Origin of the sequence: Paenibacillus sp. FSL H7-0940 (assembly GCF_037979415.1) — a bacterium.
GTDB classification, from domain to species: domain Bacteria; phylum Bacillota; class Bacilli; order Paenibacillales; family Paenibacillaceae; genus Paenibacillus; species Paenibacillus amylolyticus.
In genome coordinates, this window is sequence record NZ_CP150280.1 from 4,313,230 (window position 1) to 4,326,042 (window position 12,813).

Below are 12,813 nucleotides of genomic sequence, written 5' to 3' on the forward strand. Positions count from 1 at the left end.
GGTTCGTTAGCGCGTATCCGTATGGCAGGACCATGTAATTCATTTCAACACACGCCATTACCTAACTTAATGCTACCTTGTCTGTCACTTCATTACTCATGCCTCCCATGCCTTCCTTTTCCCTATAAAATACAACGAAAAAAAGCTGGATGCGATGAACTCGCACCCAGCTTTTTTGATTGAAGGAACACGCTGATCCGCTGTCCGCTGGCTTCCTTCTCGGGCATCAAGCCTGCCATTGCGCTCTCACGTGTCCCATCCCTTTATGCTAATCCCCTACTGCACTTTCAAACGGATCACGTTCCATGATGCTTTCGCCAAACTCGCCGTAATCAAAGTATCAGATACAACTGCACCCCCGCGATTATGAGGAGCAATGCGGTTTGGTTGTGCTGCCGTATTCGATGCTTTGAGATCATCACTTTCCAGCACGATATGCTCAATCACGGTACACTTCCCGAAGCTGCGCAGATCCACTTCGAGCGGAAGGGATTCTTCCAGATGACGGTTGACTGCGAATACAGTCACTTCACCCTGCTCTTCGTTATGAACCGCAATAGCTTCCAGATAAGGAACATCCGTGATTTGTTTTGTATCGTATTTTGGAGACTGGATCAATGGCACCAATGCTGTTCCACGCCCGAAGAGAGACGTATGCATAAATGGATAGAAGATTGTCTGTCTCCATGAACCACCGCCCGTATCTGTCATGATTGGTGCAATCACGTTAACGAGTTGTGCCAGACAGGCCATTTTAACCCGATCCGCATGTTTGAGCATACTGATCAACATACATCCAACAAGCAGTGCATCCTCATGATTGTAGATATCCTCCAGCTGTGGCGGAGCAATCTGCCAAGGGTCCATCTTTGAATCATTTTCATTGGAGTGATACCATACATTCCACTCATCAAAGGACAGATACATCGTCTTTTTGCTGCGTTTCTTCGCTTTGATATAATCACAAGTTGCCTTCACGGTATCGATAAAACGATCCATTTCAAGCGAGCGTGCCAGGAACGTTGGTGTATCTTGCTCTTGATTGCCGTAGTATTGATGCAAGGACAGATACTCCACGTGATCATACGTATGATCCAGCACCGTTGCTTCCCATTCCGGGAACGATGGCATATTCAGATTCGAACTTCCGCAGGCTACCAGCTCAATCGTCGGGTCCGTCCACTTCATGACTTTTGCCGCTTCAACAGCTAACCGTCCATACTCATCTGCCGTTTTGTGACCAATCTGCCAAGGACCATCCATTTCGTTGCCCAGACACCATGTTTTAATCGCATGTGGCTGCTTGTATCCATGCTTGATGCGAAGATCACTATAGTACGAACCTTCCGGATGGTTGCTGTATTCCACAATGTTGCGAGCTGCATCCGTACCCCGTGTTCCCAGATTAACGGCCATCATGACTTCAGAATTAGCCTGTTTTGCCCAGTCCACGAATTCGTTGAAGCCAAATTCATTGGTCTCAATCGTTCTCCAGGCCAGGTCCAGTCTGCGTTTGCGTTCTGACACAGGCCCAACCGAATCTTCCCAATTGTAACCGGATACAAAATTACCTCCAGGATAACGTACAATCGGTACGTTCAGCTCCTTGACCATCTCCAGCACATCCGTACGGAAACCCTGTTCGTTCGCTGATGGATGCCCCGGCTCGTAAATCCCGCCATAGACTGCACGTCCCAGATGCTCAATAAATGATCCGTACAAGCGCTTATCCACTACACCAATAGTAAAATCTTTATCTACCGTCATTTTTGCTTTTTCCATAATGAATTTCAACTCCCTAAGATTAATATAAAAATTAATTGATATTCTATGGATCAACGTTCATATTTATATTAAAATCGATTATAGCCTTAATTTCAACCTGAATTTTGCAAAATGTTATTCTTTTTACTGAATTTATGTTTAACTTAATTCTATACAGATAAAATGGAGGAACAACTGTGATCAGAGCAAATACCGATGCCGAATGGCTACCCCTATATGAAGCACTTGCCAGTGAAGTCCGTCTACAGATCATCCGCCTTGTTGCAGAGACTCCGATGAATGTGAAAGACCTTGCTGCTTCACTGGGTCTGAGTAGTGCCATCGTGACCATGCATGTCCGCAAACTTCAGGATGTGGGCATTATTCAGTCCAAAATGATACGCAAAGACGGCGGCACACATAAAATGAACAGCCTTGCTGTAGACTGGATTGGCATCTCCATGCCGCAGGAAAGCGGGACAGCCCGCAAGCTTCACGAGGTTTCCGTCCCTGTGGGACACTACACCCACTTTGACGTCTATCCGACATGTGGTCTGGCTACATCCAATCATGTTATCGGACAGTATGATGACCCTCGTTATTTTCTCGACCCCGAGCGGATGCATGCACATATTCTGTGGTTTGGCCGTGGATTTGTGGAGTACAAAATTCCAAACTATATTTTATCCGGACAACAGATCAATGCGATTGAATTGTCCCTTGAGATCGGATCAGAAGCACCTTCGGTTAATCCGAATTGGCCCTCAGATATTACATTCATGCTGAATGGCATCCGATTGGGGGAATGGACAAGTCCTGGAGATTCAGGCAACGGACGTGGCATGTTCACCCCTGAATGGTGGAGTGACAGTGTCAATCAGTACGGCATGCTCAAGGTACTGCGAATTACCAATGAGGGTACGTTTATTGATGGACAACATCTATCCGACATTACACTCGCAGATATCCCGGTCGAACGCAACCAATGGACTCTTCGTCTTTCGGTGGAGGAAGATGCTCAGCATGTAGGCGGGCTTACCTTATATGGCGAGGGATTCGGCAACTACAATCAGGATATCCTGTTCCGACTGTACTATCACGATTGAGTTTTTCAAAGTAATAAATAACACCAAAACACCTCCCACTCGCCTGTCAAAGGCAGAATGGGAGGTGTTTTGTATGCATATGAACATGCGTGGATTATAGATTAAAGTTCTTGTTCTAACCTACAGCGCACTGCCACCAAACAGGAAGCGATACTCCCAGTGTTTGCCGGAGATATCACTAGTTGTTACACCACCGCCAGCGTTGGAATACGTATGTAATACCTTGCCGTTGCCCAGGTAAATCCCTGTATGAGTAATCGTTGCGCTAGATTTATTCACGCCCGAATACGATGATGCAGAGCTGCCTTTATACGACATGAAATACATCAGATCGCCGCGTTTCAGGTTTTTCCAGTTCGTCTGAACTGTACCCTTGGCTTTTACATAGTCTCCCTGTTTGCGGGAATCCGCTGGAAGCTTGATGCCAAGTGCATCAATGAAGGCCTGGCGTACAAAGCTGGAACAGTCAAAAGTAGCTGTGCTGTTACGACTGGCTCCGAACTCATAAGGTGTTCCCAAATATTTCATTCCCGCTGCAATCACTTTTTCTACAGACGCATTGCCGGTCACCGATGTACCACTATTCGAACCCGATCCGCTTGTGCCGCCACTAATCGCTTGTGTGTATTTGGATGAAGAAGATATGTAGCCTGTCCGGTTAGCAGAATCCTTAATCTTATACCAATCCGAACCGGATTGCTGAAGCACCGTTACCGTTTCCCCTTTAGCGACCAAGCGAACAATCTTCGCAGAAGAAGAAGGTGTTGTGCGTAGGTTTACGCCCCAAATTACTTTTACTTGTGAATTGTTAACAGCAGCTGCCGATACCTGTGCCGTTAGTGCTCCTGTCGTCAGACTTCCCATCAGCATCGTTGCTGTGACACTTGCCGTAATAATCGTTTTTTTCCAGTTCATGATGTCGAGTTCCCCCTGATGTTACAGAATTTTAACCTGGCTTGGTTCTCCCGGGCTTGCCCCATTGTAAACGGGCTATCCATAACGTTCATCAGTCAAAAGTCCTGTATTGATATAGGCGAACTTGAGCACTAAGTATCAGGGTATGTCCATAATCTGCTGGAAAAATTCACTGCTGATCCCTTCTTTTTGAAAGGTTAAATTATTGTAACTATTTGATATGCTTCATTTTACCGCGATAAAAGAGTTAGGTCGTTTCTCATTCAGGGTATATGCCATATGACCTAGATTTTAATGATTAAAATCGCAAATATGGTAAACATTACTATGATTCATTTGCCGATTACCGTTCACCGAATTCACATTTTTGCCTCCAGACTCAATACGGATCGATTTATCAGCAGTTTCCGGTGATTATTTCGAATTTCATTTTTGCTTTCCATAAAACAAGAAAAGCCAGGGATTCCTCCCCGGCTTAACCTGTATGATGAGTAACATCACTCTACAATCGGTCGATCAACTCATTTAAGGTTCAATTCCCCATACCTTGGCGCCATCCTGATAAGCTGTCACTTTTGTCCAGGCACTGAAGGCCGATTGGGTAGAATCAAAGGAATAATCATTCGTTTGATCAAAATTCGTCCAGTTGTTTTTCGAGAAACGTCCCTGGATGATTCCGGTTTCGGCACCCGCGGCCAAACTGCCGGCACCTGCTTTGAATTCAATCTCCAGATACGTATCTGCCGTGCCCTTGGCCGGATCTATCGAAACAAAATGCCCTTCCACGTTACCGCTGCCAATCTGTGCATAATCACACCAGAAACTCAGATCAGCGGCACTATCCTTGGTGAAATAATACCGGACCTTCACTTTGCTCAAGTCCACAGCAGTTGTACCTGTATTCTTCACATTAAATTGTGGAGTAATCGCATTGACCGAAGCCCCTGAACTACCATTACGGTATTGTACTTCAAGCGTTCCCGTTGTAACTGGAGGTGCCAATGGGGTCAACACCAATACATTTGAATTCGTCTGACCACTCGTATTAATGGCTACGACTCTATAATTATAAGCCGTACCATTCACCGCTGTAGCGTCGGTATACGTCAGTGCGGTCAAACCTGTTGCCAGATCAGCATATGCCCCGGTGCCTACCGAACGTTGTACCTTATAACTCGCTGCTCCAGTTGATGCGGTCCATGTCAGTACCGCCTGGGCATTGCCAGCCGTTCCAGTAAGGTTGAATACGCCTGGCGCAACGGTACCTGCGAGTGGTGTTGCAGATGCCTGTGTCGACGGTGCAGACTCACCTACGGCATTCACCGCAGTGATGACATAATAATACGTTGTGCCGTTGGTCAAGCCTGTATCCGTGAATGTCGATCCTGTGACCCCTGTCGCTACAGACGTATAAGGACCACCATTCACCTCTGCACGTTTCACGGTATACGAGGCTGCACCAGCGGCTGCGTTCCAATTCAGAACCACTTGCTCACTTCCTCCAGTTGCTGTTACGCCAGCAGGAGCAGCGGGTACTTCCACTTCCGGACTATCCGAATCTCCGAGGAGACGATCATACTCGCCGTACGCTGTAGCCATATCCACCTGTGACCAGAACCGGTGATACGTAAAGGTAGGTGCACCGTTTTCCCACTGTTTCGTGGTTGTGTTATATGACGTTTTGTACAGATTATCCAGGTAAGCCCATGCCGGATCTTGCTTGATGGCCGGACGCAAGTCGGAGTATCCAATGTATACGCCATTGCCACCTTTCGCCGGATCGGAAGGTACACCTGCTGTACCTGGAATCGTATTGCCTTGACCAAAGGTTCCAGACCAGTTCGCCGGGATGTAGATCTCTTTGGCAAAGAAGCGGAAGTAGTCTTTACGTTCTTCTTCCGTAACAATACCCACACCATCATTGTAATCCCAAGCTGTATCCAACAGAGCCTCAGCCAGATCCTTGGCTTCTTGGCCTTCCGCACTAAGTGTGCCGTTCTCTGCCTGAGTTCCCGCTGCGAAGAAGGTCAGAGCTTTAACGTAACTTCCCAGAACCCCTGTATCCTGCACTGGATCTTTGGTCGTTACACGGAAGTTCGGATTTTCCGTAAACGAACTGAATCCATTCCATTTGTCCGGTTGACCCTGCCATTCCTGACCACCCGGAATCCAGAACTCTCCCGGCGCCGGCGTTGTTGCTACCTGAACATTAGTTCCTCCCAAAATGCGCTGTCCAGCCGAATTCAGATAATACCCTTGCGCATCCGTCACCGGACGCTCACCTACAAATACATAATCCTTACTCCAGTCGATCCACTTCGTGATTACCTTCTTGGCCATCTGGAAGTTCTCAGAGGTCAAGTCCCCGCTTTCCGCAAGAATATAATACATCTCGGCTACACGCTCCAGCGGCCATGCCTGGAATCCAAACCAGGTGTTGGAATCCGGATCACGATATACAGGTGCCTCCTGATAAGCCATGTCGTAGAATGTACTTACGCCTGCCGGATAGGCTTTGTATGAACCATCCAGACTGTTCGTTGCTCCCCCGCCGATGGCTCCTTCATGGGATTGTAGCCAAGTGTAGAATTCCAACTGACGTTTCAACGTCGCATTCCAATCTGCCTTCGCTGTTGCTGATTCCGGAATCAAGCCGCCAGCCGGATCAGACAAAGCATACGCTGCAACCGGGTTTTGATAAGCCTGATGGGTATGGCTCGCTCCAATGCGCCAAGCCCAATCCCCACCTTGACCCAAGCCACCTCCCCAAGACGTATACCAAGCCATGAGATACATGTTGGAATCCTTGCCTGTACCCGGAGTTGGTGTACCGCTCTTTGCACTTCCAATTTTCTGGAAGTATTTATCATACATGCCGTAGCGCAGATAGTCCCCCATCTTCTTCGCTTTATCCAGATATTCCGGATTGTTGTATCCCATCTCCTTCGCCCAATACAGCACCTGTACTGCACGTGCATCCGCATCCGTTGCGTTTGTATAACGCCATTGCGCTGACGGTACCTGAGTTTCCTTTGTGAACAAGCTCATGAAGCCTTCGTTTGCCTTACCAAAAGATTTATCATCCTGAGATGGATGCGGAATGGCTTCCCACACAGACTCCTGCTCCCCACGCTGGAACGTGTTCACATAGGTAGCCGTATGTGATGGATTCAACAGGTTTCCATATCCATACCAGTCATCCACGTCGACCAGCCAGTGCATGAGATAGGTCTGATTGTTACCATAGGTCGCCTTAAGTTCAGCATCAATCGGGTCTTTACCCGCTGCATATTGACCATTAAGTGGCGATGGATATTGATCAGGAAAAGGTTTTTCCGCTGCATACGTAGCAGGGCTGTTCGGGTTGTATGAGCTCATCGTAGGCTGCTCTTCCTTGCCGTCACCTTCGTTGACCGGGATAATGTATTTCTCCATACTGTCCCAAGCTGCTTCCAGTTGGGACCAGTCTCCCGTGTAGTGGCCATACATAGTTTCCAACCACAGCCAGTAACTGTATGCCTCTGACGTCGTCATATGACCATAATCCGGTGCCTCACTGAGCAGGGTCTCAATGGAATGATACGGTAGACCCTCTGGCGAAAAATATCCGTTCGCCGGATCTTTCAACTGATCATATAATTGCAAAAACCGAACTTCATTAATGCTGTCTGCCTGAATCTCGATGGCCTGATCTGCGGCATGTGCTGTTTGCGGCCCTGCCCAGAGTCCGGTGTATCCGGTCAACATGACGGTTCCCGCCAGCATGGCTGTTAAACTTTTTTTCGCAGCTGATTTCAACATTAATATATACCTCCCTGGAATAGTGGAAATTGAATATAATTGCTGTTGGTCTGTCCATGCTGCTCTTCTGCTTATGATTCAGCCAGTTACGGCTCCAAGCCCCATACTTTGGTGTTTCCCTGATACCCGGTTACCTTGTTCCATGCGGCAAAAGCCGTCTTGGAAGCATCATAGGAATAATCATTACTTAGATCGAAATTGCTCCAGTTATTTTTGGAAAAGCGTGCTTGAATCACGCCGGTCTCTGCTCCAGCGGCCAAACTGCCTGCTCCGGACTTGAAGCTAATCTCCAGATACGTATCTGCGGTACCCTTCGCCGGATTCACTGCGACAAATGTACCTTCAACATTGGCCGTGCCCATCTCGGCATAATCACACCAGAAGGTCATTTGATCCGCACCATCCTTGGTGAAATAATATCGGATCTTCACGGTACTGAGATCAATCGCCTGTGTTCCGGTATTCTTCACGTTGAACTGCGGAGTCGCTGCATTACTTGAATTCCCAGACCCTCCGCTGCGGTACTGCACTTCGAGTGTACCCGTCGTCACCGGAGGTGCAGAAGGCGTCAGTGCCAGGACATTGGACAGTGTCTGTCCGTTCGCATTCACAGCTGCAATCCGGTAATTGTACGTGGTGCCATTCAGCGCTGTTGTGTCGGTGTAAGTCAACACGGACAATCCGGTTGCCACATCTGCATATGTCCCGCCTGCCACCGAACGTTGTACCTTATAGCTAGTAGCGCCCGAGGCTGCTGTCCAGGTCAGGACCGACTGCGCATCACCAGCTGTCCCACTTAAAGTCAGCGCTCCTGGCACCGTCGAAGCTACTTGCGGGGTAGCCGACACCTGCACAGAACCCGATGATTCCCCTGCTGAATTCACAGCAGTCACTACATAATAATAAGCCGTCCCGTTGGTCAGTCCCGTGTTTGTGTAGGTCAATCCATTAACCCCTGTCGCAACAGTTATATATGGTCCTCCACTCACCTCGGAACGCTTCACCGTATACGATTCGGCCCCGGATACAGCGGCCCAGGTCAGGTTAACCTGACTACTTCCCGCTACAGCCTGCACGCCAGCGGGTGCGGCTGGGACCGTGACTGGTGTAACACCAGGCTCCTGTCCATACACCTTCACCCCCGCATCATAGACTGGAAGGTATATGCTCTTCACAGGAGTGCCTGTGGTCAGCGTCTGGAACGAATGGTCATTGCTGGCATTCCATGCACCCTGTGGGCCTGTAATGCGGAACTGTACTTCTTTACGATAATTTCCTTCCCCACCTGGATAGATCTTGGTATTACCGAAGTTCGCCGTAATGGCATAGATATGCTGGGCTGCATTCACCACAACTGGTTGGGATACCGTCGCCCCCTCCGTATAGGAGGTTGTCACTTGCACGTCCGATACCGTACGTCCGGCAGCATACACTTCACTCAGATCCAGGAAATACTTAAAAGAAAGTTGATCTCCCATTCGGGCAGGCCAAGCGGAACGATTATTAAGCTGTGCTCTGATTTCCGTATAATTGGCGCCTGATGATTTGATCGCAGCCTCCACAAAGAACTCATCTCCCTTCACCTCAGGTGCAGGGAAGTTCGCCAGGGGCTGATGATTCTGACCAAACAGCAAATTCATCTTTGCCAGTGCGCCGGTAAAACCAGCATTGTAATCGGTTGCGACCTCATTACTCACGTAATCCCCGATATCATCGGTATATCCATCCGATGCATCCGGGCCACCGACCATGGCACCATACAGAATGTGGCGATGGTTAGCCGGGATATCTTCGTTATTCAGCCATGAACTGTGAGCGGTCCGATGATGCGGATGTTGAGGTGCATTTTGCCCATATCCGACCACATAACTGCTCTGACGCGGATTATCGCCCAGAATATAATTCATCTGTGAGACAGCAAAATCCTGATATCTCGACTTTTTCACAGGATCACTGACCCAGTCGGAGTATACAAAAGAAATAAAGGATGCATTCGCTGCATATCGGAGCGATCCCCACTGATCCAGCCACGCCAGACCTCCCGGCGTATACTTGACTCGTGTCCCATTGACTCCAACCGTCCAATAATCCAGATTGCGCTCAGTCGACTGAATAAATCTTGTCGCCTCCGGCATGTTCAAACTGGACGTAATACGGGCAAGCAGGATCTGGGCACCATAATGTTTACTGTCCCAACCTTGTGTCCAGGTATAGGGCCAATTGGCTGAGCCTCCGCTAGAAGACCACCGGTCCGTAGCTGCAATGGCTTTGGACAAGTAAGCGCTATCATTAGTAGCTAAATAAAGCCATGCGCCACCCCATGCCAGCTCGTCTTCGTATCCTGTCCACGAATTATAAAACGCTGCAGCATCAGTGATACAATCGGTGTATTCCCCCCGATATGTATCTGCGAAGTTGTACAGCTCTTTCGCATGTTGAAGCAGTCTGGCCGAATATGCCGGATCATCATCTGCAAATACAATCGATGACGCTGCCAGCGCTGCAGCCGTTTCTGCCGCCAGATCACTGCCCGGGCATGAAGCATCAATCTTGAACGAAGGACGGTTCATCTGCATGACTTCTGCGGGTCCCCACCAGGCATGGTCGGTATTACCTGCCCCCACTTGTCCCCATAATTCATTTGGTTTCGTATGCGCTTTCATAAAGTAGTCGGTCGCCCATCGGATATTATCCTTGATCTCCTCCAGTTGTCCGGCCTGTTCATATCCGTCACTGTATTCCACGACAGACCAGGCGAGCATCGTTGCGGAAGCAGCCATCGGAAATCCAAACTTCACGTGATCTCCGGCATCATACCATCCTCCGGTCAGATCAACGCCTACATCAGCTCCATCCTGCATGCCCGAATTACCACGCCATTCGACCCGATTACTCGCTGGCAACGGACCCGAGCGCTGTGCCTCATAGAAGTAAATGGCCTTTTGCAGTGCTTCAGCATAGTTCTGATTTCCGGCGGCCGCATCCGCCTTACGAATTCCTGTGCCCATCGATAAACTCCCTGCCAGTAATCCTGCCGATAACGCGATCATAGCGACTCGTCTCCACCAGCTCCCCTTCATGTTCAACTATTCATCTCCTCTTCATCAATATTCCGTATGCATTACTCTGGACTGCAAGTTTATATCGCTCCTCCCCATGGTGTATTTCAGTGTAAGTTCCACCATTAATTACCATTATAGCCGTTTGTTTCACCAGCTATATAAGCGTTGGTGACTTCTGAAATAACATTGTTGTGACCTGCTCTGCGTCATGTGACAAAAAAAGCTGTTTCTCTAACGCATATGCGCGTTAGAGAAACAGCTTCTCGCCCTTGTTATCATCAACAGTACAAATCGAATGGCATTCTGACCATCCTGTCAGTATGTTTTTGTACACCTTAGGTATGAGAACATCTCATTGGTTACACTTTGAACTTGTTAATCTGCTCCTGCAGTTCTTCGGCCATTTTGGATAATGAACCTGCGGATGAAGCAATCTCTTCCATCGAAGCCAACTGCTGCTGAGTTGCGGCTGATACATTATGAACCCCGCCAGCTGCCTCTCCAGCAATGTTGGAAATTTGACTTACATATCCTACAACCTCAGTTGTACTCGCCGACATTTCCTCTGAACCTGCAGATACTTCCTGAATTTCACCCGCTACTTTGTTGACCGCATCCGAGATCTGCTCGAACGCTTGTCCTGCCGCAGTAACCATCTCGATTCCTGCTTCTGTCTCACTGCTGTTCACTTTGACTGCCTGAACAGCATGATCCGTATCTTTCTGAATCAATTGAACGAGATCCGTAATTCGTTGCGCAGATGTAGAAGATTCCTCAGCCAACTTACGCACTTCTCCCGCAACTACGGCGAAACCACGTCCGTGCTCTCCTGCTCGTGCGGCTTCAATGGCTGCATTCAGTGCAAGCAGATTGGTCTGCCGGGCAATGTTGTTGATTACCTCCGTAATGGTTCCAATCTCTGCTGAACGTTCCCCCAGCCCTGTAACCAATTCAGTCAGCGAAGCAATGGAATTTCGAACAGAACCCATCTGTTCAACCGCTTGCTGAATAATCATATTTCCTTCGGAAGATTGATTCGCCGCATCCACAGCAGATACGGATACACTCTGAGCAAGCTCGGCAATCTGCTCCGATCCGAGAGCCATCTCATTCATCGCCTGTGAAGAGCGTTTTACAATATCAACTTGATCCGACGTACCTACGGCCAGTTCCTCAACCGTTTCGGAAATCTGTTCCGAGGCTTGAGTATTCTGCTCCGCACTTGCAAGAAGCTCCTCCGATGAAGCAGCTACCTGTTCGGAAGTCATCGACACCGATTCAATCATGGAGCGCAGATTGCCACTCATGGTATTGAAGGAAGCCGCGAGCGTTCCCAATTCGTCTTTGTTCTTGAGCACAATCGTCTCACCCGTCAGATCACCATTGGCAATAGCCAAGGCCGCTTCATTCATCTTTTTGATTGGACGTGAAATAATGCTTGCAATGAAGAATGCAATGAATATCGCGACCAGGAATGCAAAAATTGTCACTGCCAAAATCACATTAAATGTATTCTCAGCCAACTCGACAGAATCACCCGTTGCGGCTTGCGATCCTTCATTGCCTAAAGTGATTAACTTGGTGATAGAGTCGTTTGCTGTGTACCACATTGGATAGGCTTCAGTGTGCAGTCTACTTGCTTCTTCATAGTTATTTGCAATACCGAATTCTATGAATGCAGGCATTTTCTCCAGATACGCATCATAATTCGTACTGAAATCATTGTAGAGCTTCATCGATTCATCATTGCTCTCAATGTATGTAAGCAACTGTTTACGCTCATCCTCAATCTTGGTGAGGAGCAACTTTAACGCTTCATTCACCTTGACATTTTCTTCTTCGTCTTGTTCAACGATAATTGCCAGCGCCAACCGCTCTACATCCGAAACATCCCCATTCATCAAGCCAAGGAGGCTTACACTCGGCATCCAGGTCTGATCCACATCATTGGCTTTACCAGACATATTATGGATCTGTATTAACGCATAAACGCTTACAACAACCAGCAGAGCCACGACGATAAGAAAACCTGTCAGTAACTTGCCTCGAATCGTTAACTTCAATATCCCCAACTTATTCCCCCGCGTGTCTTCCATGTGTCCCACTCCTCAAAATAATACATATTTATAATATATCGTCACCTATCGTCATGAATTGTAGATGTT

Annotated in this window: 6 protein-coding genes; 1 reads left to right on the forward strand and 5 read right to left on the reverse strand. The window is 48.2% G+C overall.

Features of this window, described 5'->3' with window-relative positions:
- Positions 1-276: 276 nt before the first annotated feature.
- Positions 277-1,782, reverse strand: coding sequence for an alpha-N-arabinofuranosidase (locus MHB71_RS19175; RefSeq protein ID WP_340027281.1), 1,506 nt, complete (start codon positions 1,780-1,782; stop codon positions 277-279).
- Positions 1,783-1,961: 179 nt separating this feature from the next.
- Between MHB71_RS19175 and MHB71_RS19180 the strand changes: the two genes are divergently transcribed.
- Positions 1,962-2,870 carry an ArsR family transcriptional regulator gene (locus MHB71_RS19180; RefSeq protein ID WP_082218994.1) on the forward strand — a complete coding sequence of 303 codons (909 nt, stop codon included), beginning with the start codon at positions 1,962-1,964 and terminating at the stop codon, positions 2,868-2,870.
- A 120-nt stretch (positions 2,871-2,990) separates the two neighbouring features.
- Here MHB71_RS19180 and MHB71_RS19185 read toward each other — a convergent pair whose 3' ends face one another.
- The 4 genes from MHB71_RS19185 to MHB71_RS19200 form a co-directional block, all read right to left on the reverse strand.
- Complete coding sequence (locus MHB71_RS19185; protein ID WP_047841902.1) at positions 2,991-3,785, reverse strand: SH3 domain-containing C40 family peptidase; 795 nt, start codon at positions 3,783-3,785, stop codon at positions 2,991-2,993.
- Positions 3,786-4,310: 525 nt separating this feature from the next.
- Complete coding sequence (locus tag MHB71_RS19190; RefSeq protein WP_340027282.1) at positions 4,311-7,586, reverse strand: glycoside hydrolase family 48 protein; 3,276 nt, start codon at positions 7,584-7,586, stop codon at positions 4,311-4,313.
- An 86-nt stretch (positions 7,587-7,672) separates the two neighbouring features.
- Entirely contained in the window at positions 7,673-10,666 is a 2,994-nt protein-coding gene (locus tag MHB71_RS19195; protein WP_340030200.1) for a glycoside hydrolase family 9 protein, read from the reverse strand.
- 341 nt (positions 10,667-11,007) lie between these two features.
- A complete protein-coding gene (locus tag MHB71_RS19200; RefSeq protein ID WP_338707948.1) occupies positions 11,008-12,744 on the reverse strand; it encodes a methyl-accepting chemotaxis protein in 1,737 nt (578 codons plus the stop codon).
- Positions 12,745-12,813 lie beyond the last annotated feature (69 nt).

Excerpts from the sequence above, each read along its gene's own strand:
- MHB71_RS19175 (WP_340027281.1), bottom strand. The coding sequence starts at position 1,782 with ATGGAAAAAGCAAAAATGACGGTAGATAAAGATTTTACTATTGGTGTA.
- MHB71_RS19185 (WP_047841902.1), bottom strand. The coding sequence starts at position 3,785 with ATGAACTGGAAAAAAACGATTATTACGGCAAGTGTCACAGCAACGATG.
- MHB71_RS19190 (WP_340027282.1), bottom strand. The coding sequence starts at position 7,586 with ATGTTGAAATCAGCTGCGAAAAAAAGTTTAACAGCCATGCTGGCGGGA.
- MHB71_RS19195 (WP_340030200.1), bottom strand. The coding sequence starts at position 10,666 with ATGAAGGGGAGCTGGTGGAGACGAGTCGCTATGATCGCGTTATCGGCA.
- MHB71_RS19200 (WP_338707948.1), bottom strand. The coding sequence starts at position 12,744 with ATGGAAGACACGCGGGGGAATAAGTTGGGGATATTGAAGTTAACGATT.